23 protein-coding genes, 3 tRNA genes and 1 pseudogene are annotated in these 24,146 nt (G+C 70.9%); 11 read left to right on the forward strand and 16 right to left on the reverse strand.

Features of this window, described 5'->3' with window-relative positions; translation table 11 throughout:
* Positions 1-54: 54 nt before the first annotated feature.
* Entirely contained in the window at positions 55-288 is a 234-nt protein-coding gene (locus tag O7543_RS09565) for a TM2 domain-containing protein (protein WP_281554144.1), read from the reverse strand.
* A 336-nt stretch (positions 289-624) separates the two neighbouring features.
* Here O7543_RS09565 and O7543_RS09570 point away from each other — a divergent pair, with 336 nt between their 5' ends.
* From O7543_RS09570 to O7543_RS09590, 5 genes are all read left to right on the forward strand, one after another.
* A complete protein-coding gene (locus O7543_RS09570) occupies positions 625-1,635 on the forward strand; it encodes a zinc-binding alcohol dehydrogenase (RefSeq protein WP_281554143.1) in 1,011 nt (336 codons plus the stop codon).
* Positions 1,613-2,011, forward strand: coding sequence for a 6-carboxytetrahydropterin synthase (locus tag O7543_RS09575; protein ID WP_281554142.1), 399 nt, complete (start codon positions 1,613-1,615; stop codon positions 2,009-2,011). Before O7543_RS09570 ends, O7543_RS09575 begins: the two co-directional genes overlap by 23 nt.
* Positions 2,012-2,016: 5 nt before the next feature.
* Positions 2,017-3,084, forward strand: coding sequence for a glycosyltransferase family 4 protein (locus O7543_RS09580; RefSeq protein WP_281554141.1), 1,068 nt, complete (start codon positions 2,017-2,019; stop codon positions 3,082-3,084).
* Positions 3,085-3,117: 33 nt separating this feature from the next.
* Positions 3,118-3,945 carry a class I SAM-dependent methyltransferase gene (locus O7543_RS09585; RefSeq protein WP_281554140.1) on the forward strand — a complete coding sequence of 276 codons (828 nt, stop codon included), beginning with the start codon at positions 3,118-3,120 and terminating at the stop codon, positions 3,943-3,945.
* Between the two features lie 146 nt (positions 3,946-4,091).
* Positions 4,092-5,111, forward strand: coding sequence for a lysylphosphatidylglycerol synthase transmembrane domain-containing protein (locus O7543_RS09590; RefSeq protein WP_281554139.1), 1,020 nt, complete (start codon positions 4,092-4,094; stop codon positions 5,109-5,111).
* Positions 5,112-5,173: 62 nt separating this feature from the next.
* On the opposite strand, the gene O7543_RS09595 is transcribed toward O7543_RS09590, so the two are convergent.
* On the reverse strand, positions 5,174-5,866 hold the full coding sequence (locus O7543_RS09595; protein ID WP_281554138.1) for a dihydrofolate reductase family protein: 693 nt from the start codon (positions 5,864-5,866) through the stop codon (positions 5,174-5,176).
* 134 nt (positions 5,867-6,000) lie between these two features.
* Here O7543_RS09595 and ribA point away from each other — a divergent pair, with 134 nt between their 5' ends.
* Positions 6,001-6,708: a GTP cyclohydrolase II gene (gene ribA, locus O7543_RS09600; protein ID WP_281554137.1), complete on the forward strand. Its 708-nt coding sequence runs from the start codon at positions 6,001-6,003 to the stop codon at positions 6,706-6,708.
* 51 nt (positions 6,709-6,759) lie between these two features.
* Here ribA and O7543_RS09605 read toward each other — a convergent pair whose 3' ends face one another.
* From O7543_RS09605 to O7543_RS09635, 7 genes are all read right to left on the reverse strand, one after another.
* Positions 6,760-7,194, reverse strand: coding sequence for a hypothetical protein (locus tag O7543_RS09605; RefSeq protein WP_281554136.1), 435 nt, complete (start codon positions 7,192-7,194; stop codon positions 6,760-6,762).
* A 153-nt stretch (positions 7,195-7,347) separates the two neighbouring features.
* The gene (locus tag O7543_RS09610) at positions 7,348-8,535 is read right to left on the reverse strand and encodes an endonuclease/exonuclease/phosphatase family protein (RefSeq protein WP_281554135.1); all 1,188 of its coding nucleotides are present in this window, start codon (positions 8,533-8,535) and stop codon (positions 7,348-7,350) included.
* Positions 8,532-9,578: a glycosyltransferase family 2 protein gene (locus tag O7543_RS09615; RefSeq protein ID WP_281554134.1), complete on the reverse strand. Its 1,047-nt coding sequence runs from the start codon at positions 9,576-9,578 to the stop codon at positions 8,532-8,534. Before O7543_RS09615 ends, O7543_RS09610 begins: the two co-directional genes overlap by 4 nt.
* A 56-nt stretch (positions 9,579-9,634) precedes the next feature.
* The gene (locus O7543_RS09620) at positions 9,635-10,624 is read right to left on the reverse strand and encodes a decaprenyl-phosphate phosphoribosyltransferase (protein ID WP_281554133.1); all 990 of its coding nucleotides are present in this window, start codon (positions 10,622-10,624) and stop codon (positions 9,635-9,637) included.
* Positions 10,625-10,672: 48 nt separating this feature from the next.
* Complete coding sequence (locus tag O7543_RS09625; RefSeq protein ID WP_281554132.1) at positions 10,673-11,731, reverse strand: NAD-dependent epimerase/dehydratase family protein; 1,059 nt, start codon at positions 11,729-11,731, stop codon at positions 10,673-10,675.
* A complete protein-coding gene (locus tag O7543_RS09630) occupies positions 11,728-13,056 on the reverse strand; it encodes an aspartate aminotransferase family protein (RefSeq protein ID WP_281555528.1) in 1,329 nt (442 codons plus the stop codon). Before O7543_RS09630 ends, O7543_RS09625 begins: the two co-directional genes overlap by 4 nt.
* 175 nt (positions 13,057-13,231) lie before the next feature.
* Positions 13,232-14,266 (reverse strand): lysylphosphatidylglycerol synthase domain-containing protein, encoded by a 1,035-nt coding sequence (locus O7543_RS09635; RefSeq protein ID WP_281554131.1) that lies wholly within the window; start codon positions 14,264-14,266, stop codon positions 13,232-13,234.
* Between the two features lie 555 nt (positions 14,267-14,821).
* Between O7543_RS09635 and O7543_RS09640 the strand changes: the two genes are divergently transcribed.
* The 3 genes from O7543_RS09640 (at position 14,822) to O7543_RS09650 (ending at position 18,084) form a co-directional block, all read left to right on the forward strand.
* Complete coding sequence (locus O7543_RS09640; protein WP_281554130.1) at positions 14,822-15,904, forward strand: sensor histidine kinase; 1,083 nt, start codon at positions 14,822-14,824, stop codon at positions 15,902-15,904.
* Positions 15,901-16,578 carry a response regulator transcription factor gene (locus O7543_RS09645; protein WP_281554129.1) on the forward strand — a complete coding sequence of 226 codons (678 nt, stop codon included), beginning with the start codon at positions 15,901-15,903 and terminating at the stop codon, positions 16,576-16,578. Before O7543_RS09640 ends, O7543_RS09645 begins: the two co-directional genes overlap by 4 nt.
* A gap of 174 nt (positions 16,579-16,752) precedes the next feature.
* Positions 16,753-18,084 carry a WD40 repeat domain-containing protein gene (locus O7543_RS09650; protein ID WP_281567388.1) on the forward strand — a complete coding sequence of 444 codons (1,332 nt, stop codon included), beginning with the start codon at positions 16,753-16,755 and terminating at the stop codon, positions 18,082-18,084.
* Positions 18,085-18,154: 70 nt separating this feature from the next.
* Here the strand turns inward: O7543_RS09650 and O7543_RS09655 are convergent, their stop codons facing one another.
* The 4 genes from O7543_RS09655 to O7543_RS09670 form a co-directional block, all read right to left on the reverse strand.
* A complete protein-coding gene (locus tag O7543_RS09655) occupies positions 18,155-19,795 on the reverse strand; it encodes a nucleotidyl transferase AbiEii/AbiGii toxin family protein (RefSeq protein ID WP_281567389.1) in 1,641 nt (546 codons plus the stop codon).
* Between the two features lie 853 nt (positions 19,796-20,648).
* Positions 20,649-20,723 (reverse strand) — tRNA-Val (locus O7543_RS09660).
* A gap of 11 nt (positions 20,724-20,734) precedes the next feature.
* Positions 20,735-20,805, reverse strand: a tRNA-Cys gene (locus O7543_RS09665).
* A gap of 35 nt (positions 20,806-20,840) precedes the next feature.
* Positions 20,841-20,913, reverse strand: a tRNA-Gly gene (locus O7543_RS09670).
* A 256-nt stretch (positions 20,914-21,169) separates the two neighbouring features.
* Between O7543_RS09670 and O7543_RS09675 the strand changes: the two genes are divergently transcribed.
* The gene (locus O7543_RS09675; protein ID WP_281554126.1) at positions 21,170-21,772 is read left to right on the forward strand and encodes a TetR/AcrR family transcriptional regulator; all 603 of its coding nucleotides are present in this window, start codon (positions 21,170-21,172) and stop codon (positions 21,770-21,772) included.
* A gap of 42 nt (positions 21,773-21,814) precedes the next feature.
* Here O7543_RS09675 and O7543_RS09680 read toward each other — a convergent pair.
* From O7543_RS09680 to O7543_RS09690, 3 genes and pseudogenes are all read right to left on the reverse strand, one after another.
* Positions 21,815-22,060, reverse strand: a pseudogene (locus tag O7543_RS09680) (DUF6807 family protein); the annotation flags it as partial.
* Between the two features lie 15 nt (positions 22,061-22,075).
* Positions 22,076-22,225 (reverse strand): hypothetical protein, encoded by a 150-nt coding sequence (locus tag O7543_RS09685; protein ID WP_281554125.1) that lies wholly within the window; start codon positions 22,223-22,225, stop codon positions 22,076-22,078.
* 124 nt (positions 22,226-22,349) lie between these two features.
* Positions 22,350-23,285, reverse strand: a complete 936-nt coding sequence (locus tag O7543_RS09690; RefSeq protein WP_281554124.1) for a hypothetical protein — start codon at positions 23,283-23,285, stop codon at positions 22,350-22,352.
* Between the two features lie 163 nt (positions 23,286-23,448).
* Between O7543_RS09690 and O7543_RS09695 the strand changes: the two genes are divergently transcribed.
* Entirely contained in the window at positions 23,449-24,144 is a 696-nt protein-coding gene (locus O7543_RS09695) for a 50S ribosomal protein L11 methyltransferase (protein ID WP_281554123.1), read from the forward strand.
* Positions 24,145-24,146: the final 2 nt, after the last annotated feature.

Below are 24,146 nucleotides of genomic sequence, written 5' to 3' on the forward strand. Positions count from 1 at the left end.
CGCGGCTGGGGCGCTACCCGTACGGGTAGCGCCCCAGCCTGCGGGTTCCGCCGATCACTTGGCCAGCGGCTGGCCCTGCTTGTCGGTGAACTTGCCGATCAGGATGACGATGAAGTCGATCAGCGCCCAGAGGCCCAGTCCACCGAAGGTGACCAGCATCAGAACGCCGGTCCCGATCTTGCCAACGTAGAACCGGTGCGCTCCGAACCCACCGAGGAAGAAGCTGAGCAGCAGCGCGACGAGCCAGGACTTCTGCTCGGTGGCCGGTACGGCCGTGGTCTGCGACATGTATACCTTCCAAAATAGACAATCGGCACGCGGTCCCCCGTGACCGATGTGGTGGTTCGTCGTCCAGGACCGGTCGGTCTGGACAGCGACACGGCACAGTACCGCAGAACGGGCCGCAGGGGTGACCGGTCCACCAGCGCTCGGCGTCGATTCGGTGGTACACCGAGGGCCGCAGGTTCGGGCCAGCCGACCGGCCCGGCAGTACTTCCCGGCTACGGACCACCGGCGCGCGGACTCACCAGGGCGGCCGGTCACCAGCTGTCATGATCCGCGCCGGGCTATCGTTACCGAGGCCAGCGAGGCGAGGCACCGACGAGAGACGAGGGGAGCGGGTAGATGACGCTGCGCGATCATGCGTTCTGGCTGCGTACCCCGGGCACCGGCGAGATCCGGCCGGTCGAGGTCGATTCGCCCGGCCCCGGCGAGGTCCTGGTGCGGACCCGGTTCACCGGGCTCAGCCGGGGCACCGAGACGCTGGTCTTCCGGGGCGAGGTGCCGCCCAGCCAGTACGCCGCGATGCGCGCCCCCTATCAGGACGGCGACTTCCCCGCACCGGTCAAGTACGGCTACCTCAACGTCGGACAGGTCGAGCAGGGCCCAGCCGAGCTCGTCGGGCGTACCGTCTTCTGCCTCTACCCGCACCAGACCCGCTACGTCGTGCCGGCCGACGCGGTCACCGTGGTCCCGGACAGCGTGCCGCCCCGCCGCGCCGTGCTCGCCGGCACGGTGGAGACCGCGGTCAACGCCCTGTGGGACGCCGCTCCCCTGCTCGGTGACCGGATCACCGTGGTCGGCGCCGGCATGGTCGGCGCCACCGTCGCCGCGCTCGCCGCCCGGTTCCCCGGCGTACGGGTCGAACTGGTCGACATCGACCCCGCACGGGCCGTGACCGCCGCCGCGCTCGGCGTCGGCTTCGCCCACCCGGACGCCGCCACCGACGGGTGCGACCTGGTGTTCCACGCCAGTGCCACGTCGGCCGGGTTGACCCGGTCGCTGGAGTTGCTCGCCGCCGAGGGCACGGTGGTCGACCTCAGCTGGTACGGCGACCGCCCGGTCACCGTGCCGCTCGGCGAACACTTCCACTCCCGCCGGTTGACCGTACGTAGCAGCCAGGTCGGCCGGGTCGCCCCGGCCCGGCGCGAGCGGCACGGGTACGCCGGACGGCTCGCTCTCGCCTTGGACCTGCTCGCCGACGAGAGGTTCGACACGCTGCTGACCGGCGAGAGCAATTTCACCGACCTGCCCGGAGTGCTGCCCCTGCTCGCGGCCGGCGAGTTGCCGGCTTTGTGCCACGTGATCCGCTACCCCGACTGGAGGATGAGAAATGTTCAGCGTCACCGTACGTGACCACATCATGGTCGCCCACAGCTTCACCGGTGACGTGTTCGGCCCGGCGCAACGGCTGCACGGGGCCACCTTCGTCGTCGACGCTACCTTCAAGCGCACCGACCTCGACAGCGACAACATCGTCGTCGACATCGGTCTGGCCACCGAGCAGCTCAAGGCCGTACTGGCCGAGTTGAACTACCGCAACCTCGACGACGAGCCGGCGTTCGCCGGGGTCAACACCTCCACCGAGTGGCTGGCCAAGTTGATCGCCGACCGGCTGGCCGACCGGGTACACGCCGGCGACCTCGGTGCCGGTGCCCGTGGGCTGACCGCAATCGGCGTCACCCTGCATGAGTCGCACATCGCCTGGGCGAGCTACGAGCGGGCGCTCTGACGTCGATGGTCGTCGTGGTACTGCCCGGCAATGTGGACGACCCGACCGCCCCCAGTGGTGGCAACGCCTACGACCGGCAGGTCTGCGCCGGTCTGGTCGCGACCGGACGACCGGTACGGGAGATCGCTGTCCCCGGTGCCTGGCCGCGCCCGGACCGGACCAGCCGGGCCGCGCTCGCCGGCCTCCTCGCCACCCTGGCCGACGGCACGGTGGTGCTGATCGACGGTCTGGTCGCCTGCGGGGTGCCCGAGGTGGTCGGACCGCACGCCGACCGGCTACGGCTGGCCGTGCTGGTCCACCTGCCACTGGCCGACGAGACCGGGCTGGACCCGGCCGAGGCGGCCGCCCTGGAGCTGGCCGAACGCGCGGTGCTCGGCTCGGCGGCGGCGGTGATCGCCACCAGCGACGCGACGGCACGCCAACTCGCCACCCGCCACAGCCTGTCCGCCGACCGAATCCGGGTGGCGCTCCCGGGTGTCGCACCGGCACCCCTGGCCAGCCGGGACCCGGCCGGCCGACGGCTGCTCTGCGTCGCGTCGGTCACCCCCCGTAAGGGCCACGACGTACTCGTCGAGGCGCTCGCCACCGTCACCGACCTGGGCTGGGAATGTGTCTGCGTGGGAGCGCTGACCGCCGCCGCGTACGTCGACCAGGTCCGGCAGCGGATCGCGTACCACCGGCTCGGGGACCGCGTCACGCTGGCCGGGCCCCGGGCGGCGGCGACGTTGGCCGGCACTTACGCCGACGCCGATCTGCTCATCCTGCCGTCGCACGCCGAGACGTACGGCATGGTAGTCACCGAGGCGCTGGCCTGCGGCATCCCGGTACTGGCCAGCGATGTCGGCGGGGTGCCGCAGGCGGTCGGTCGCACCGACGCGGGTGAGCGCCCCGGCCGGCTGGTACCGCCCGACGACCCGGCGGCGCTCGGTGCGGCGGTACGCCGCTGGCTGACCGACGGCGACGAGCGGGAGCGGTTGCGGGCGGCCGCCGTCGCGCGCCGGGCCGGGCTGCCTGATTGGGCGGACACCGCCACCAGGGTCGGCGCGGTACTGCACGAACTGGGTTGGCGCTGACGGCGGCGCCCCGCCCCAGCGGAGGGAGACTTCATGGAGACGATTGAGTCGGCCGGCTACAGCCCGGCGTGGTTGGGGCTGCGGGAGCCCGCGGACGCGAAGGCGCGCTCTGCGGAACTGGTCGCCGAGGTACGCCGGCTGCTCACCGGCGCTGCCCGCACCGAAGTACACGACCTCGGCTGCGGCACCGGGTCGATGGGTCGTTGGCTGGCCCCGCAACTGCCCGGTGCCCAGCACTGGGTGCTGCACGACCGCGACCGCGAACTGCTGCGCCATGCCGAGGCCCGGATGGCCCCGGCGGCGTCCGACGGCGCGCCGGTCACCGCGACGGTACGCCGCGACGACGTCACCGCGCTCACCGTCGACGACCTGGCCGGCGCCGACCTGGTCACCGCCTCGGCGCTGCTGGACCTGCTCACCGCCGACGAGGTGGACCGGCTGGCGGCGACCGTCCGGGCGATCGCCTGTCCGGCGTTGCTGACCCTGACCGTGGTCGGTGACGTACGGTTCGATCCCGCAGAACCGCTCGACGGGGAGCTGACGGCCGCGTTCAACGACCATCAGCGGCGGCACAGCGCGGGTCGGCCGCTGCTCGGCCCGTCGGCGGTGGAATCGGCGACCGAGGCGTTCACCCGGCACGGGGCAACCGTGCTGGTGCGGCCCAGCCCGTGGCGGCTCGGCCCGGAGCAGGCCGAGCTGACCGAACGGTGGCTGGACGGCTGGATCGCGGCGGCGTACGAGCAGCGGCCGGAGCTGGCCGCCCGGCCGGGGGGCTACCGGCGCCGCCGGCTCGCCGCTGCCGCCGCCGGTGAGCTGGGGGTCACCGTGGAACACCGGGACATGTTGGTCGTGCCCGGCTGAGTTCCACTCAGCGTCCTTCCGGTGCCGGGCAGGTGAACCGGAGGCGGCACCGCCGCGTATCTGTCGGCGGAGGCTCATCGAGGGGGGCACGTAATGCACAGGGCGAAGAGCCCGCTGCGCACGGCCGGCACCGGCCGTGACGCACGGTGAAGGGCAAGGTCTGGGCCTGGCTACGACTGACGGGTGGGGCAACCATCCTCGGGCTGCTGGCCTGGCGGCTCGGCACCAACGCGTTCCTGGACGGGATGCGGGTGATCGACGTGCGGGTGCTGCTGCTCGCGGTCGGGATCGGGTTGTTGACCACGGTCTGCAGCGCTTGGCGGTGGTGTCTGGTCGCCCGGGGGATGGGGCTGGCGCTGCCGCTGGCCGGGGCGGTCGCCGACTACTACCGGGCGATCTTCCTCAACGCCGCGCTGCCCGGTGGGGTGCTGGGTGACGTGCACCGCGCGGTCCGGCACGGCCGTGAGGTGGCCGACGTGGGCCGGGGGGTACGCGCGGTGGTGCTGGAGCGGACCGCCGGTCAGCTGGTGCTGTTCGCGGTCGCCGCAGGGGTGCTGCTGACGCTGCCGGTGCCGGCATCCGCGCGGCTGGTCACCGCGGCTCAGGTGACGGTGGCCATGGTCGCGGCGGCGGCGCTGGTGGTGGCGATGTTCGTGGCGGTACGCCGCCGTCGGCCACAGGTCCGTCGAGCGGACGCCGCCGGGTCCGGCAGGTCCTGGTGGACCCGCGCGGTGGGGCGGACTGTCGCCGACCTGCGCAACGGTTTGCTGGCTCGACGGACCTGGCCCGGGGTGGCGTTGCTGTCGGTCGCCGCGCTGGCCGGTCACCTCGCCACCTTCCTGGTCGCGGCCCGCGCCGCCGGGTCGACGGCTCCGCTGCACCAACTGGCACCGTTGATGGTGCTGGCGTTGTTGGCGATGGCGGTGCCGTTGAACGTCGGCGGCTGGGGGCCGCGGGAAGGGGTGACCGCGTGGGCGTTCGGCGCCGCCGGGCTCGGCGCGGGCCTCGGGTTGACCGTGGCGGTGGTGTACGGCCTGCTGGCGTTGACGGCGAGCCTGCCGGGTGCCGGTGTGCTGGCGGCCCGCTGGTTGCGTCGGCTGCCGGCGGCCCGGCAACGGCCACCACTGCGGCTACGGCTACGGCTGCGACCGCGTCCGGCGACGTGACGGCCTGCGGCGTGACGGCACACAACGGCGGGCCCCGGCCATCGGCTGGTCGGGCTGGCCGACTACTGCTCGCCGAACCGGGACGACAGGGCGTAGCGCAACAGGGCCACGTCGCCGATCTGGCGGACCTCGACCAGCGTCGCCCGCCGGTCGGCGTGCCACGGGAAGTTGCCGTCGCCGACGAACCGGGGTGCCCGGGAGTCGCCGACGAAGATCGGGGCGACCACCAGGTGCAGTTCGTCGGCCAGCCCCGCGGTGAGGAACTGGGTGTGCACCCGTCCGCCACCTTCGACCATCAACCGGCCGACGCCCCGTACATGCAGGTCGCCGACGACCCGTCGCAGGTCGACCGGGTCACCGCAGTCGACGACGCTGGCGAGTCCGGCGAGTCGGCTGCGGGCGCTGTCCAGGCTCGCCGTGGCGCAGTACACGACCTTGTCGACGTCGCCGACGGTGAAGAACCGCGCCTGCGGGTCGAGGTCGGCGCTGCCGGTGACGGTGACCTTCATCGGGGTGGGTGGGTGGCCGGCGGCCACCCGCCGACGCCGGCGGTCCGCCGACCGGACCAGCAACCGAGGGTCGTCGCGGCGCACCGTGCCGGCCCCGACCAGGATCGCGTCGCAGTCGGCGCGTACCGCGTCGACCCGGTCGAAGTCGGCGTCGTTGGACAGCAGCAGACGCCGCCCGCTCGCGTTGTCCAGATACCCGTCGATCGACATGCCGCAGCTGAGCAGGACGTAGGGTCGCTCAACCACTGATGGCACCTCCTCGACGACCGAAAGATAGCCTGCATGCGAGGCCGGCACACATTCTCCCGTACGGCTCATGTGTCGGTGCCGGCCGGACCGGCGCCGACGCTCTGTGCAGCACATCACCGATAGGACGTACGATGCTTGAACCGCCGCCCCACGCTCCGGTCAACGGTAAGCTCGCCGCCACCAACGGGACGGGTCCCGCGCCGACGGCGACGGTCCGCCGACAGGTCACGGTGCCGCTGCGGTTCCCCGACGGCTACACCGCCAGCGCCCGGGTCTTCACCTTCGACGGTCTGGCCGACCGCCGCGAGCACGTGGCGCTGGGCCTGGGCGACTGGCACCGGGCACTGGAACCGGCCGGCGACGGCGGTGACCCACCGCTGGTACGCCCGCACAGTGAGTGCCTGACCGGCGACGTGTTCGGCAGCCAACGGTGTGACTGCGGCCCGCAGCTGCGCGAGGCGGTGGAGCGGATCGCCGCCCGCGGCGGCTTCCTGCTCTACCTGCGGCAGGAAGGGCGGGGCATCGGGCTGTACGCCAAGCTCGACGCCTACGCGCTGCAGGACGCCGGGTTGGACACCTTCGAGGCGAACGTGGCCCTGGGCCGGGGCGAGGACGAACGCGACTACACGGTAGCGGCGCAGATGCTGCTCGCGCTCGGCGTGCACCGGGTAGCCCTGCTCAGCAACAATCCGGACAAGGCGGCACAGCTCACCGGGCTCGGGGTCACGGTGACCGAACAGATCCCCACCGGTGTGCACGTCTCAGCGGCGAACGTGCGCTACCTGGCCGCCAAGGCGAACCACGCCGCACACACCATCGATCTGTCGGTGACCGACTGACGGAGCCGGTCACCGGCAGATCGACAGCTCATCGGCCCGGTGCGGCGGCGGTCACTCGCCCGACGGAGCGGGCAGGGTGACGCCGAGCCGGACCGGGGCGCCGAAGTCCGGCGTACCGTCGGCGTTCCAGGTGAACTTCTGGGCCCGGGTGGACCGGTTCATGTCGCAGCCGCCGGACGCCGAGTCGTTGCCGTGGTTGCTGCCCGCGTTGTAGGTGCCGAGCAGGTAGAGGTTGTTGTTGACCCGCAGCACGCTGGCGTCGAGTTGCCAGTCGCTGCCGAGGTCGGCCTTGAAGGTGTACGGCCCCATCGGGTCGGTGCCGGCGCTCTCCAGTACGTGCAGCCGCTGGGTCGGGTTGAAGTCGGCGACGTTGCGCCCGGCCACGCAGTACAGATACCAGCGCGGCCCGTTGGGCCCGTCGATCAGGTGGAACTCCGGCGCCCACATGTTGCAGCAGCCGTTGGACCGCCCGGCGAGGTTGAACACGGTCGTGCCGAGCTCGCACCCGGGGACCGGGACGCGGCCGGCAGGCTGCTCGGCGAAGCTCGCCGGTTGTTGGAGCGGTGCGGCATGGTCGCCCGGACGCCCGAGGTGGACAGCCAGCTGGCGACAGCCGGCATCGCGGCCAGCTGAATCCGCTCAGCTCACCGAGACGGTGACAAGCTGTCCCCGGTGGTCGCTCATCCCCCGGCCCGGCACCATCCGATAGTCGTGGACCCGGACCGGACCGGCGGTGAACGCCCAGTCCAACCGCCACAGCGGGATGTTCCCGTCCGGCCAGGAGACCGGGTGGATCTGCTGGCTGGCGGGGAGCGCGTCCCGCAGCCGGCGGCCGAGGGCACGCAACTCGCCCATCGCCGCTGTCGCGTTGAAGTCGCCGGCCAGCAGCACCGGTGCCGGGTTGCCGGCGAGGTCGGCCACCACCGCCCGGTGATGGGCCTGCCGACGGATCTCCTGCGCCCGCATGAAGGCGGTGAACTCGGGCCGTCGCGGGTCCATCGAGACGTCCAGCTGCACCGGGATGTGCACGTTGTACGCCGAGAACACCGTCCCACCCACCAGCAGGTCGGTCCGCAGGATCTTGTGCCGGTAGTAGTCGGCGAAATCGGAGCCGGGCGGCGGACCGCCCAGCTGTCGGTCGGTCAGGTAAGGCGTGGCGTCCAGCGCATGGTGACGTACCACCGGGTACCGGGACATCGTCAGCAGCTCGCCGACCGCGACGATCTGGTAGTCGGGGAACCGTTCGCGCAGTTCGGCGCGGTGGTCGACGCGGACCGGACGGTGCCCGGCGAGATCCCAGCCGACGTGCTCGCTGAGCAGGTAGACGTCGGCCCGCTGATCGGCCAGGTAGGCGTAGAACCGCTCCGGGTCGTCGCCGTCGTGCCAGTACTCGGTGTTCCAGGCGAACACCCGAATCGCGTCGGCGGGGACGGGCGCAGCGGTGTCGCGTCCGCCCGGCAGGGCATGCACGTTCAGCCCGGCCAGGTCGGCGCCGAGCACCAGACAACCGACGACAACCAGGGCGAGCCGGGCGCGGACCGGGCGGGCCAGCAGCGTCAGCGGTGCCAGCAGCAGCGGCACCGCGACAAACAGCAGCGGCGGCATCAGCTCGAACGGACGCCACCACCACTGCGTACCGGTGAGGGTCAGGAACACCGCGAGGAACACGCTCCAGCCAGCGACGGTGGCGAACACCAGCCGGGTACGCGGTGGCCAACGTCGACGCCGGTGGCCGCCGGGACCGCGGCCCGCCGGTCCGTCCCCTGGGGCCGCTGGCGGCGCGGCGGTCCGGGCCGCGCCGCCAGCGGCGGCAAGCAGGTGGCTCATGCCGGTGTCCCGGTCGCCGTCGAGGCGGCCGGCACGGCGGTGGACGGCCACTGTGCGTCGTACAACCGGCGGAACCGGCCCGACACCAGCCACTGCAGGACGCCGACCGCGATGCCGGTGGAGATGGCCACGTTGGTCGCGAACGCGACGGCGGTGAAAACCGTCAGGAAGCCCGCGCCGCGCCGGCGCAGCACGTAGCGGTACATCGCGGCGTCACCGGCGAGCATCCCCGCGAGCAGCGCCCCGGTGGCCAGTAACGCCCACGGGCTCAGCACGACCAGTGGCAGACTGGCCAGCACACCGAGCGCGGCGAGCGCGGCGAGCGAACGTGAGGCGCTCTCGAAGCCCTTGGCGAAGCGCCGACGCCGGGCGAACAGCGGCACCCGCAGCCGTGCCCGGCGGAACAGCTTGCGCATCAGCGGCAGCAGCTTGTCGTCGTCGTCGTGCCAGCCCCGGACCGCGTCGGTGACCCGGATCTGGTAGCGGGTGGACATCCGCTGCCCGTAGTCGACCTCCTCGGTCTGGCGCAGCCGGGGATTGAACGGGCCGACTTCGTCGAACACCCGCCGGGGGATCGCGGTCAGCGACGAGAACAGGAAACTGACCTCGCCGAGCGATGCCATCCGCCAGCAGTACGCCTGCAGCACCCGGCACTGCTCCACCACGCTGTCGCGGATCAGCGGCTCATCTTCGTAGATGCCGCAGACCGCACCGTACTCGGGATGCGCGCGCAGTTCGGCGACCGCCGTCTCGATAGCGTCCGGCCGCAGCGCCACGTCCGAATCGACGAAGAACAGGATCTCGCCACGGGCCGCGGCGGCCCCCATGTTGCGGGCCACCGCGACGCCGCTGTTGCGGGCGGTCCGCAACACCGTGACGGCCCGCTGCCGGGCGATCGCCAGTGAGTCGTCGGTGCTGTGGTCGTCGACAACGATGACCTCGATCGGACGGTACGTCTGGTCCAGCGCCGCGTCGACGCACCGGCCAATGGAGTTGCCGTAGTTGTAGTTCGGGATGATGACGGACACGAGCGGGTCGGCCATTGCTGCTCCTTGTCGGGTTGGGGCGGTAGTCGGCTGAGGGTGGGCCCGGCCGTCGGTCAGCGCAGCCGGGCGGTGAGATCGAGCGGCACGGCGTAGTGCGCGGCGAGCAGCGTGCCGGCCAGCAGCACGCCCCACAGCAGGGCGTTGACGACCATGACCCGGTCGCGCAGCAGAATCCGGGTCGGTTCCCCGCCGTCCCCGTCGATCACCAGGACCTGCAGGTACCGGGCGACAGCGAAGAACGCGAACGGCACCGAGCCGAGCAGGGCCAGACCGGTGTACGGGTCGGCCACCGTCTCCTGCAGGGAGAACAGGAAGGCGACCACGGTCAGCACCGCGCAGAAGACGATGAGGTGATCGAGGTACTGGACCGAGTACCCGCGCAGCGACGGCCGGTGGTCACTGCCGGAGACGGTCACCTCGTGCCGCCGCTTGCCGAGGATGAACAGCAGGCACAGGGCGAAGACCGCGACCAGCAACCACCGGCCGACCGGTGCGCCGACGGCCAGCTGACCCTGGACGACCCGCAGCACGAAGCCGACCGCGACCACGCACACGTCGACCAGTGGCAGGTGCTTCAGGCCGCAGCTGTAGGCCAGGTTGAGTACCAGGTAGCCGGCGATCGGCCACCAGGCGATGGTCGGCCCGAGCAGCACCGCGGCGGCCAGCAGCAGCGCCAGGGCAAGACCGACGGCGTACGCCACCGGGACACTGATCCGACCGGCGGCGATCGGCCGGTGGCGTTTGGTGGGATGGGCCCGGTCCCGGTGCCGGTCGTAGACGTCGTTGCCGACGTACACCAGGGACGAGGCGAGGGTGAACAGTACGACCGCCCAGCCGGTCCGGGCCAGCGGTCCCGGCCCCAACGCCGGTGCGTCGATCAGGGCGAGCGGAACTACCAGCAAATTCTTCGCCCACTGGTGCGGACGGATCAGACTGATCAGGTCGGTCAGCAGGCCGGGCCGGCGGGCGCCGGCCGGCGGTGGGGTCGGGTTGGGCCCGGCGGTGGGACCGGTGCCGATGGGCTGGTCGATGGCGATGGTCACGACGAGCTCCGGTGGGTGTGGGAGGCGTGGGGTGAGCTACCGGACGGTTCAGAAGACGGCCTTGGCCAGGCTCAGGACGCCCTGTTTCCACGGATCCCGGCTGGTCCGACCGGCCGACGGGCCGCCAGCGGGTGCGGCGGCGCGGTTGGTTCGCCACCAGTGGTACGTACGCAGGATCGCGTCGCGGTTGGAGTACTGCGGCCGCCAGCCGAGGACCTCGCCGGCCTTGTCGATGCTGACGTACGAGTCGTTGCACAGCTTGTGGACGAGCCGCCCGTACACCGGCGACAGCCGCAGCCGTTCGAGCAGTCGCAGAACGGCGACGGCGGGGCGCGCCGGGATCGACACCACCCGCCCGCCGTGCCCGGCCGCGTCGAGCACCGCCTGGAAGTCGTCCCGCAGCGTGCCGAACTCGGCCGCGCCCAGGTTGAACGTGTCGTTGGCGTGGTCGGCGGGAGCGTGCAGGACGACCCGGACCGCGTCGACCAGGTCCTCCACGGCGAACATCTGGATCCGCACGTCGCCCCGGCCGAGCACCGGAAAGCTCCGGCCCTCCTCGGCCCATTCGAACAGCATCGCGAACAGGCCCATCCGGCCAGGACCGAGGAAGGTCTTCGGTCGCAGCATCGGCACGCACATCCCGCTGGCCCGCGAGCGCTCACCGACCTCCTCGGCGGCGGCCTTCGCCCGGCTGTACGGGTCCACCGGGCTGCGCGGATGGTCCTCGGTGGTCGGCACCTGTACGGGCAGCCCGTACACGGCGGTGGTCGAGATGTGCACGACCCGGTCGGCGCCGACCGCCCGGGCGGCGTCGAGCACGTTGCGGGTGCCGTCCACGATGATCGACCGGATCTCGGGTTCCGGGTAGCTGGGCAGCGCTGCGGCGGTGTGCACCACCACGTCCGTACCGCGCAGCGCCGCGCGGACCCGGGCTGCGTCCCGCACGTCGGCGGTCAGGTAGTCGACGCCGGGCACCGGTTCGGCCGGTGGCCGCAGGTCGACGCTGCGTACCTGCCATCCGTCGCCGGCCAGGGACCGCACCAGGTTGCCACCGAGCATGCCGCTGCCGCCGGTCACGGTCACCGTCCCGGCCGCGGCCCCGCTCACCACAGCGACGACACCTTCTCGGCCACGAAGCGGGCCAGCAGCCGGGTCATGCCGAGTGAGAGAGTCCGGTCCAGGCAGTCGAGGAAGTGCTCGACCTCGGCGGTTTCGACGACCAGTGGTGGCCCCACCACCAGCGGGTTTCTGCCGTTGAGTGTGTAGTAGCTGTAGATGTCGTGGTCGCGGTAGAGGGCGTTGATCACCGCGCAGGTGACGAGCTTGGTGCCGAACTGCGGATCCTTGGCGAGCCCGCCCGGTGCGACCCTGGCCGCCAGGTCCAGCGAGCGGGCGCTGTTCAGGAAGACGCCCCAGAGCGCACCGGCACCCCGTACCTCGGTCACCACGTCGGGATGTTCCTTGGCGATCCTGGCGAGTCCTGGCGCGAGCACCCGCTCGATGGCCCGTGCCCGGGCCGGGAAGTCCTCGTCGACCACCACGTTGATCGCCTCGATCGCGGTCGCGGTCTCCTCGCCGAAGCCGTAGTAGGTGGTGCTGGTGCTCTGCAACAGCGCGTCGTTGAGGCTGCCGTACGCCTTGGTGAAGATCCGCCGCCGGGCCACGTACGCCGAGATCGACGACTTTCCCCCGCCGAAGGACTTCGAGGTGGTCACCACGTCGGGGATGAGCCCGGGGTAGCGCATGAAGTGGAACATGGTCCCGGTCTTGCCCCATCCGGTGTAGATCTCGTCGAAGATCAACACGATGTCCTCGCGGGTGCACAGCTCACGCAGGCCACGCAGGAACTCCTCCGAGCACCACCGCATCGTCGAGGCGCTGAACGGCTCGATGAGGATGGCGTACACGTCGCTGCGGCCCTTACGGTCGCGGCTGGCCTCCACCGCCGCCCGTACGGCGGCCAGGTCGTCGTAGTCGAACGACACCACCCCGGGGATGCCGGGGAAGGCAAAGTGGTTCTGGGTGCTGCCGGTGAGGCTGCCGGAGCCGAGCAGCTTGCCGTGGAAGCTGATGTCGCTGCGCAGGATCGTGTTGCGCCGCCCGCCGTGGTACTTGTACGCCAGCTTCACCGCGCCCTCGACGGCCTCCGCGCCGGAGTTCGGCAGGAACGACATGTCGAGGTCGCCGGGCAGGACGGCGGCCAGGTTGTGTGACAGCGCGGCGAGGTACGGCGAGAAGTAGGTCTTGTGCACCTCCATCCGCTGCCGCTCGGCGAACCGGCGTCGGGCAGCCACGATGCGCGGATGGTTGTGGCCGTGGTTGAGCACGCCGACGCCGCCGGTGAAGTCGAGAATCCGCCGGCCGTCGCGGGTGTGGATGTAGGCGCCTTCGGCCCGGTCGGCGAGTTCCCGGCCGAACCCGAACGAGGTCATCAGGCTGACCTGGCCCTTGTTCACGTGCCGGCGGTAGAGGTCGTGCACCTGCTCGACGCTGAGCTGTTCGGCGTCGTCGATGGACAACAGTGGTGGCATCTCGCTGGGTCCTTTCTTTCTCTGATCGCGGCGAGCAGGTGCCCGCCGATGGTGGGCGGTGGCGTGCGGTAGCGGGTCAGAACGAAGCCGGGGCCGGGGACCGTTCCGCCGAGGTGTCCGTCGACGTGGCGGCCGCCCGCGCGGCACGCCGGTCGCGCAGCGCGGTCACGAGCAGGGCGGCCCCGGCGGTGAGGACCTCGGCGAGCGTGCAGAGCACCCGGCTGGCGATGGCGGTGGTGACCGCCGCCGGCAGCGGCAGCACGACGGTGAGGGCGGCGATCAGCAGGACGTCGCGCACCCCGACGCCGTCCGGGACGAACAGGGCCAGGGTGCCGGCCACGCTGGCGATCGCGAAGGCGCCCAGGGCCACTGGCAGCGCCTCGACCGGTGCGGCGCCCAGCAGGGTGGCGACCAGCCAGACGTGCACCCCGAACAGCACCCACGAGGCCGTCTGCCAGCCGATCGACCGCCGCAGGTGCTCCGGCCGGGCCAGCCGGGCCGGCTGCGGGCGACGGGCCAGCCTGGCCGCCACGGCCACCACCCGGTCGACCAGCGCCGGCCGGACGAGCAGCAGCCCGAGCAGCGCGCCGAGGGCCGGGAAGAGCCAGAGTGCGTGGGCGCCGAGCAGGGCCGGCGCGACCAGCAGGCCGACGGCCCCACCGCTGAGCAGCACCACCACCACGTTCACCAGGTAGATTCCGGCCATTCTGGAATGGCTCACCCCGGCCCGCTCGCCGAGCTTGAGCAGGGCGAGCAGTCCCCAGACCCGGCCGGGCAGGAACTTGCCGAGGAAGCCGACGAAGAACATCCGGACACCGGCGGTGACCGGCACCGGCGCGCCGGTCGCCGAGATCGTCAGCAGCCAGGCGCGGGCGGCGCAGAGCAGGCCGCCCGAGGTGACCGCGAGCGCCGCGGCCAGCGCCGGTACCGTCCGCGGGCGAGTCAGCTGGCCGAGCGTCGACCAGTCCTGGTCACGTAGTGCGAGCGCGACGGCGACGCAGACGGCGACCACGAACGCCCCGACGACCAGCCGCCCGACGAGTCGGCGACCACGCCGGGCAGTGCCGGTTGCCGGCTCTCGGCCGGCGGGTGTCGGCGCGTCTGTGGCCATGACGGCCTGCTCCTCTCCTCGTGTCGGACGGTTCGTCGGCGGGCCGCCCGCGCAGGGCAGATCGTGGCCCGACCAGGCTCACCACCACGACAATCGTCAATGGGTCGACGGTAGGGGCCGGCCCTTGGGCCGGCCAAGGTGGCAGAGCCCCACTCGCCGACAAACTCCATGAAGGTGGCGACACCGGCTACGACGAAGGACGCGCGACGCCTCGACCAACGACGCGTACGGATGCAGCCGGGACGCACGTGCACCGCCGGTCGGACGACGCGCGGGCGGGCGGGCGGAACGCAGGCCGTCGGACGAGGTTTCGCCATCCACCCCGGAAGCACGACAAACAGGCCGACCAAGTCCGACCGGTTAGGATTACAGTTGATTTATATCATAAATTACTAAAGCAACACTTATGGCCTGCATAAATCGTGACCACAGGCTACATACAAGCGGCCCGGGCAGGGATAATCCAATCCCGACACTCAGACCCCGCAAGGGGTGGATGTTCCAGTCGGGAGCGCTATCATAAGTCTCCGTGACAGGAGTCGACGGGGAGGCCTCTTGACAACTGGGCGTGACGCGGACGCGGCCCGAAGCCCGGACACCACGGGGATCCTCGACGAGATCCTCAGCGCGTTCACCAGGGCCCTGCGGCGGCAGGGCAGCCAGTTGATCAGCCGGCCCGAGGTCGTCGACCAGCTCGCCGGCCAGGTCGCGTCGGTCCTCGACGACGTGGCGGCTCAGCTCGAACTGCCGGACGCACCCCGGGTAGCGCTGACCGGTGAGGCTCGACTGTCCAGTGTTGAAATCGGCGCGCAGCGGGCCGAGCACGGCATCCATCCGGTGGAGTCGCTACGCGCCGCCATCACGTTGTTCGAGGTCGGCCTGCCGATCATCAATCGGGAGTTCGCGCCCTCCGACAACATCAGCGCGACCCGGATCAGCAAACTGTTCCATAAGGCGATCATGGCGCGGGTCGCCGTCGGATCCCTGTCCTACGTGACGTTCCTGATGACAAAGCTGCAGGAGTCCCGGCAGGAGGAACGGCGACGGATAGCTCGCGAGTTGCACGACCGGGTGCTGCACGGCATGAGCCTGACGCTGCACCGACTGGACCTGAACCGGCACTACGCCGAACACGACCAGGCGCGTGCGCGGGCCCATCTCGACAGCGCGGTCGAGTACCTCGGCGAGGCGGTGCGCACCGTACAGCAGCTCTCCGCTGAGCTGCGCCGTTGCGTCGGCGAGGAGGGCCTGGCGAGCGCGCTGCGCGACTACCTGAAGGTGACGACACCACCATCGGTACGGGCCTCGCTGCGCATCGCCGGCGATGTCAAGGCCCTGCCGCCGGACACCGCCGAGGAGCTCTACCTGATCCTGCGCGAGGCGGTCCGCAACGCGCTACGCCACGCCGCACCGCGCCGGCTGGACGTCACCGTCGACATAGCTGCCACCGAGGTGCGCGCCGTGGTCTCCGACGACGGACAGGGCTTCGACCCGGGTGGACCGGACCGGGCCGGCGGCGGACTACCGTCGATGCGGGAGCGGGCACTGCTGCTACGGGGCCGACTCGCCATCGTCAGCGAGCCAGGCAAGGGCACCCGCATCGAGGTACGGGTCCCGCTGATGGAGAGCGGGCTTTGACCGCCCCGGACCGGCCGCAGATCCGGGTCTGTCTCGCCGACGACCACACGCTGATGCGCGACGGCATCCGCGAGATGCTCTGCACCGATGCCGGATTCACGGTCGTCGGCGAGGCGTCGACCGGGCCGGAGGCGGTGGCCGTGTGCGTCCGGTTACGACCCGACGTCCTGCTGCTGGACGTGGAGATGCCCGGCCTCGGCGCCGCCGCCGTCGTCCGCCAGGTCGGCCGGGCCGCCCCACAGACCCGGGTCGTCGTGGTGACCATGCACGACGACCCGGACCTCGTGTCCGAACTGCTGGCGGCCGGCGCGGTCGCGTACCTGCTCAAGACGATCCTGCGGGACGAACTCGTCGCCGCCGTCCGGTCGGTGGTGCGCCGGCCCATGCAGAACGTCCTGCTGGCGGTGTCCCGCGCGACCGTGGAACGACTCGACCGGCAGCGACCGCGCACCACGACACCGTTGACCGAACGCGAGTTGGAGGTGCTGCGGTTGACCGCCGAGGCGCTGAGCAACGCCCAGATCGCCGGTCGGCTCTGCATCACAGAGGCCACCGTCAAACGGCATCTGACGAACATCTACGCGAAGCTGCGCGCGGTGTCGCGAGTCGACGCGGTCCGCAAGGCCACCGCCGCGCGGCTGATCAAGCCGGTGCCGCAGGCACCGGTCAGCTGACCGGGCTCGCCCGCATCGCCGCACTTCGGCGCTCGGCGTCGCCGCTGGCCACCGCCGGGCCTGGCATGAACATTCGGCCTAGGGTCCGCGATGGTGCCGAGCATTCGGCAGCCGTAGGTTGATCACCGGACCCGAGAACAGGAGGCGATGTCGGTGGTCGAGGAATCCCAGTGGATGGACAGTCCGCGAACGGGGCCGCATCGCACCTTCGCGCACGGCTGGGTCGAGTTGCTGACCGGCCGGGACGGTCGACTTGACCTGGTCGAGGGCCGGCAGCTGCTCGACCCGGTGACCGGTCGGGCCGGCCGGGACCGCTCGGGCCGGCATCGGTGGGAGGTGAGCGCCCTGGCCGCCGGTCGTCTGCACGGCAGGGACGTCGTGGTGTCCGGCGACCGCCTGGGTACGGTCTGGGTCCGCGACGGGGTGTCCGGCGCCCCGGTCGGTGAGGTGTTGCGCACCGACGGGAAGGTGACGGCCCTGGCGATCGGCGACCACCAGGGGCGGGCGGCCGTGTTCGTGGCCGGTAACGACAGCCCGTGGGGCCCGGATGCCGCGATGATGCTCACCGTATGGGATCCGGACACCGGTGAACGCATGCACGTGTACGGCGACGCGAAGGACGCCACGGTCCGTGCCCGGTTGGTCGACGGGCCGCCCGCGCAGACCTCCATCCATGCCCTGGTCACGTTCGCCGGGCGCATCGTCACGGTGGAGGCTGCCGGGTCCGGGTTGTGCGTGTACGAGCCGGAGACCGGCTCGCCGGTCGGGCCGGTGTTCGGCGATGACCAGCCGTTCCGGATAGCGGCGACGACGGTCGACGACCAGCTCCTGGTGGCGACGTTGAAGGAAGGACGTGTACGGGTGTGGTCCGCCCGTACCGGGGAGCCGGTCGGACCGCCCCTGGAGCCGCCGACCGACGACCCCTTCTGGGAGGTGTGGTTGGGGCCGGTGGCGGGTCGGCTGACCGTGTTCGCCCAGACCGACTCAGGGAGCGTGCGGGCTTTCGCCCCGGACACTGGCGAACCGGCGCCGGTTGCGGTGGTCGACGGGCTCCACGTGGCGTCGATGCTCGTGACGGAGCTCGACGGACGCACCACGGTCGTGTCAAAGGACTACAACAACTCGTACTCCTCGCCAGTGCTGGTGTGGACCGTCCCGTCCGCCGGCGCACCGGAACTGGTCGGCCGGTTCGGGTCGAACGCCAGCCATGTTGTCCTCGCCGCCGCCGCGGGCAGGCCGACCGTGGTCACCGGTGCCGTCGACGGTGGCGTGCGCCAGTTCGACCTCACGACGGGAGTGCAGTCCCCCAGCCTCTACCACGGCTGCGACGCCAGCGGGCCGATGGTCGTGACCGAGGTCGACTCGCGGCCGTTGCTGGTCGGCGGTGGCTCCGACGGGCTGCACCACAGATCTGGAACGCGGTCTCCGGCAGGGCGATCCGCTAACCGAGCCATGGTCGCCCGAGCGTCGGATCCAACAGCTGCACGCCCGGATCACCGCACCTGAACAGCGCAAACACCTCGGCCGGGGGAGCATGAGATCGGTGGTACGTCCTCCGAGGCTTCATGCTGCTGGATCAGGTCCAGGCTTGTTCGAGTGCCAGAGCCAGTCGCCTGGTCCATTGCTCGGCGGTGCCGGTGATCGCGGGGTACTCATCGGTGAAGTTGGTCCAGTCGACTTGCCAGGACAGCACCGTCTCGGCCGTGAAGGTGTCCGCTTCGACGCCAAGCTCCGGCCTCATGAGCTGACGGACCAGGTCCTGGTCGACGGTGGTGTGTTCGGCGAGCAGGACCGCGTCGTACAGGTCCTTGCCCTGGGGCCACATGTCGGTAGCCAACCAGAGCAGCTTCCACGCCAGCGACAGGGAGGCGGACGCCGCCAGGATCGGCTTGCCCACCCCGGGAAGCGCCACCGCTTCCGGCGGGCAGGGCAGTTGCTCACCGAAGACGACGTCGATCTGCACCTCGCCATCTGGTAACCCCGGCGCGACGAACGGAACGACGAGGCGGCGGCCGTCGGCGCGTTCGTAGGTCCAGATCCCCGACTCGGCGATCCGCTCTGGTCGCAGCCCCGGACCCGGGTCCGCTCGCAGAGCGCTGCGGATGTCGTCGAGCAGGACGCGGGCATCGGCACTGTCGCTGGTGACGGTGTGCGGGGTGACGACGAAGTCGAGATCGCGAGGCTCACGGGCATCATCACCGAACCAGGCGGCCATGGTGACGCTACCCCGCAGAACAAGACAGCCACCCGCTGACGTTGTCGCGATAGCCGCCAAGACGTGGTTCATCGCAGCACGCCGGGCAGCAGCCCACCGCTGACCGACACTTTCCACCGCGAAGTCTGGTTCAGCGGTGCGGTAGGCATTCGGGTACTGCTTGAGTGCCGGGTCGAACACCGCTCCCTGGCGGACGGTCGAACTGGCCGGTACGGGCAGGTACGTCGGTGGGAAACCCGGGGAACCCGCCGGAGCAGATCGCATCTCGGCCTCACGCGCCTGGACCCAACCGCTCGCAGTCCGCTTCGGCAGGTCCAGCCAGCCCTGGTCGTGGTGGATGTCGCTGTCGAACACCACGTACTCCTGCTCCACCCTGACCGCCTCGTGTCCGGCAGCGTTCAACGCCTGGAGCAGCTCATCCAACCGCTGCTTGGCCGTGACGAGCCCGATACCATGGCACCGCTGGTTGACGAACCGTTCCTGGGCACCGTCCGCCGTTTCCCGACGGGCGTTACGTGACAGCCGCGCCCCGTACGGCACGACCAGGTCGGTGACTGCCAGCAGATCCGCCACCGTCGTCCTGGTCAGCAGCAGTTTGACGTGATGCTCAAAGTACCGGCCCGGCGGCTCGGCCACCGCCTGTTCATCCGACTGCGGTACGCCGACGCACCACGGCGCCGCCTCGATCTTCGAACGGCACGGGTACATGCCCGCCTCACGCAGATCGCGCTGCCAACGCTGCACCGACGCACGCTGTTCGACCAGGGTCCCTTGCCCGGTCAGGGTGATCATCGGTTGAGACGTGAACCTGCCACGATCGAGTACGATGTGGACGAACTTCAGGCCGTGCTGCGCAGCGAACGCGGACAACTTCTCGGCCTGAGGGGCGTGAACCGTAATGTGGATCTCGAAGTCCCCCCGCCACATCCAGCACCGGCGCAGTCTATGGCACGCCCACCAGACGGCCCCACGCGATTCCGAGACCAGCACCGGCGGCGTCAAGCCGTCGAGTCGCGCCGTCGCCAGCGGCTGCAGACAGCCGCGCCCGACCCGAGGCCCAGGGTGGCCGCATCCCTCAGCGGCGAACAGACATCCCGGAAGCTGTAGCCAGGGGCACCCCCATCGATTCACCAGGAATTTTGGAGGGGTCATGGCTTGGAAGGAAGCGCACGGGAACCGCCACCGGGTCCGGTACCGACACGCGGGCCGGTTGGTCACTGACGGCACCTACGACACAGCCGAAGCAGCACAAGCCCGCGTCAGCCGGCTCGATCGCCTCAACCGAGCCGTCGCATCGAACGCGTCTGGCGACCCGCCTGTGATGGCCACCCCCACCGCCGAGAACCGATCATCACCGGCTTCCGCTTCCACGACCTGCGGCACTCCACCGCACCTGGATGGACGAGGACGGCATCGCCGAAGCCCTGAAAAGCCAACGCCTCGGCCACCAGCTACCCGGCATCGGGGCGTCTACGCCCACGTCACCGAACCCATGCACCGACCACTGCTGGCGGCCCTGCAGAACCGGTGGCTGGACACTCCCCACCTCGGCACCGCGCCCGCCAAGTGAGTCATCCAGGCCCCGAGCCCTGACTCAGGCCGCGTCCAGTCCGGGACCCGAGGTCAGCCGTGCTCAAGACCAGTAGCCTGCTGTGGGCGGCGCGGGACCATGTCGATCTCCCGCAGGAGTCGACCGCGCCGCCCACCACCCGAGGACAACAACCGGTCAACGGAAGCTGTCACTCCCGGAGAGCGGTCCCGCTTCCCCTGTGGACCGGCCCCAGGTAAGGGTCACCACAGCAGCAGGCCCGTTACCGGATGACCGGTAACGGGCCTTGTGACGTGCTTGTACAGCTGGTGGGCGATACTGGGTTTGAACCAGTGACCTCTTCCGTGTCAAGGAAGCGCGCTCCCACTGCGCCAATCGCCCTCGTTGTGACGAGGTGGAGACGGGATTTGAACCCGTGTACACGGCTTTGCAGGCCGTTGCCTCGCCTCTCGGCCACTCCACCGAGGTTGCCCCCGACGTGCTGTGGTGGCATCTCCGAGCGGACGACGGGACTCGAACCCGCGACCCTCACCTTGGCAAGGTGATGCGCTACCAACTGCGCTACGTCCGCTTGTCTCAGTCGGCCTTCCCGCCCCTCGGGCGTTCCTGCCAACGGATGGAAACTTTAGCCCAGCCGCCGCGAGAGTGCCAACTCGGGGGGTGGGCCGGCGCGCCCGATGCACGATACCCGACAAAGTTCTCATATCACTCTGCGGGCCGTCTGGCTCCGTGAAATCGATTCGCCTTACCTGATCCCGGCCCTTTCCTGAGTCAGGAAATTGACTGGTAACTCATCGTATCGATGATAGTGCGTTACCGTGTTCGCCGTGACAAGACGTTCGGCCGAAGTACGCCTTGACTCGCTGCTGCGTACCGCCTGTGAGGTGATCGTGGAGCGCGGTCTGGCCAACACCCGCACCGCGGACGTGGCGGAAGCCGCCGGGGTGAGTCAGGCGCTGGTCTTCTACCACTTCTCCACCAAGGACCGGCTGCTCGCCGAGGCGTTCGCGTACGCCGCCGAGCAGGACCTGGCCCGGCTCGACACGGTCGTCCGGTCGACCGCCGAGCCGCTGGAGAAACTGAAGAAGATCATTCGGCTGTACGCCTCGACCGGTAAGTCCAAGGCGTGGACGCTGTGGATCGACGGTTGGTCGGAGTCGCTGCGTACCCCCGCTTTGAACCGGGTGTGCCGCAACCTCGACCTGCGCTGGAAGGAGGCACTGATCAAGGTGATCGCCACCGGGTGCGCCGACGGCACCTTCCAGTGCCCGGACCCGAAGGGAGCGGCCTGGCGGATCAACGCACTGATCGACGGGCTGGCGGTGCAGGCCGCGATGCACGATCGGGTGGTCTCCCGCCGACAGCTCACCGAGTGGATCCGGTTGTCCGTCGCGCGGGAAATCGGCCGCAAGCCGGAAGAGCTCGCCTGACCGTCGGCCGCGTCGAAGCGGTTCACGCCGCTACCCGACCACCTACCCCAGCATCTCGACAACCTGCTGACGGCTGAGTTCGCCGTCAACGACCAGCACCTCGTGCCGGCGGCCGATCCGTCCGCCGGCCGGCACGGTCAGTGGCTGGGCGAACGCCAGTGCCACGCACACGCCGGGGTAGCCGCCGGTCCGGACGAACCAGTGGTCACCGTCGCCGAGGCCGGTGAAGACCAGCGTGTACGGATCGCCGTCGGCGCTCCGGCCGGTCAACGCCACCCACGGTTCGGTGCTGCCGTTGACCGTCTACTCGCCCTCGGCGGCAGCGGTGAACGCGTGCGGTACGCCGGGGGCCAGCCGCCAGAAGAAGCCGCCGTAGTGGGGATCGACCTCGGGCCGTACGACGTAGTCGGCGACCGGACGTCCGGCCACCTCCAGCATCACGGTGTCGCTCATGCACGTACCGTCTCTCGGTGTCCGTCTGCTCAACCGGGTGTCCAGCTGCGGCCAGGATCGCCGGCCAGGGGGCGGAGGCGACGGTGCAGCCGGTTACGGACGTATCTGCCCACGGCGGGCGACGTCAGAGCCTGGGTCGGCGGCGGCCGCCCGGGTCGGGCTGCCGGCCGGAGCCGAAGCGACCGGGCCGGCCGGACCGGCTCGAAGGGCTCCAGCCGCGGAACGGTGCCCCGGCACCCACACCGGCGCCGGCGACGGCTGGCACCGCGTCGTCGGGGTCGGCGAGGCCGCGCATCAGCCGGGCCCGGACCCGCAGCAGCAGACCGAAGCCGACGAAGACCATCGCGCCACCGACGACGAACCAGGCGACCGGGATACCGGAGGCGTCGCCGGCCGGGATCGCGTCCACCGGCTGTGGGCCACCACCACCGGCCCCGGCCGGCGCGTCGCCGCCCGGCACCGCAGCCCCGGGCTGGCTGTCCACCGGTTCCTCGGCCAGCTCGGACGGCTCGGGATCCGAGCCACCCGGCTCGCCGACCACCGGCAGGGTCGCCGCGGTGTCGGCCAGCAGTTGCGTGTTCTCGTCGTACGCCTCGACGGTGAAGGTCACCTTGCCCTCGGCGTCGTCGGCGAAGCTGAACTGGTACTGCGCGGTGACCGTACGGTCGGCGCAGAGGATGCCGGGATCAAGCTGCACGTCGGTCAGCCGGGCGTCGTCACCGTCGGTCTGCACGTCGACCGCGAACGCCGCGCCCTGCTCGACCCGGGCCGCCCGGATATCGTCGAGGCCGACACCTTCCGAGCGCAGCACCAACGACCAGCGGACCTTCTCGCACTCACCGCCGAGGTTCCGGCTGACCACAACGGTCATCTCGACCGGCCCGGCACCCGCGACCGCCTCGTCCGGCAACTCGGTGACCTGCGCCCGGTAGCCGGCCTGGGCGAACGCCGGTGTCGCCGCGGTCAGCACCAGTCCGGCCACTGCAGCCAGCCCGACCCCGACCCGGGCCGCGATTCGCCCCACCCAGCTCACCACCTTCTCCGGGTTGCCACCCGGCATCCGTCGCCGTGTCCACTGGCCACGGTACGGCCGTACCGGTGGACCGGACAGGGTCCGTTCTTCTCACCCAGTGCGAACTGAAACGGGCTATTTCACCACCTGTGGTGAACCGGTAACCGCTGGCCGCGACCGGCGCTCGCCGGACCGGCCGGGCACAATCCGGATGGTGACCACTGATCTGTCGAGCGCCGAGCTGTCGACCTTCGTCCGTGCCCACGCCAGGCTCGCCCCGGTGACCTACGTACCGGAACTGCGGCTCTACCAGGCGGCCGAGCCGATCGGCCTGTGGGAGCTGACCGAGGGTGAGTTCCGCAGCGAACAACCACCGCCGTTCTGGGCGTTCCCCTGGGCCGGCGGTCAGGCGTTGGCCCGGTTCCTGCTGGACCACCCGCAGACCGTCGCCGGCCTGCGGGTGCTGGATCTGGCCAGCGGCTCCGGGCTGGTCGCGATCGCGGCGGCCAGGGCCGCAGCGGCGACGGTCCGTGCGGTCGACGTGGATCCGGTGGCCGGCGCCGCCGCCGGGCTCAACGCGGCCGCCAACCGGGTACGGCTGGACGTCACCGTCGCCGACCTGCTCGACGGCGATCACGGCGACGCGCAGGTGGTGCTGGCCGGTGACGTGTTCTACAGCGAGGCGATGGCCGCGCGGATGCTGCGGTTCCTGCTGGCCGCCGCCGCCGACGGGGCCCGGGTGCTGGTCAGTGACCCGGACCGGGCGTACCTGCCCCGGGAGCGGTTCACCGAGCTGGCGGACCACCAGGTGCCGGTGCCGCCGGCGTTGGAGAGCGTCCGGGTCCGGCGTACCCGGGTCTGGCAGCTGCGCCCGCCGGTGCGCCGGCCGGCGCGGGCGCTAGCGTGACC

Origin of the sequence: Solwaraspora sp. WMMA2080 (assembly GCF_027497395.1) — a bacterium.
GTDB lineage: Bacteria > Actinomycetota > Actinomycetes > Mycobacteriales > Micromonosporaceae > Micromonospora_E.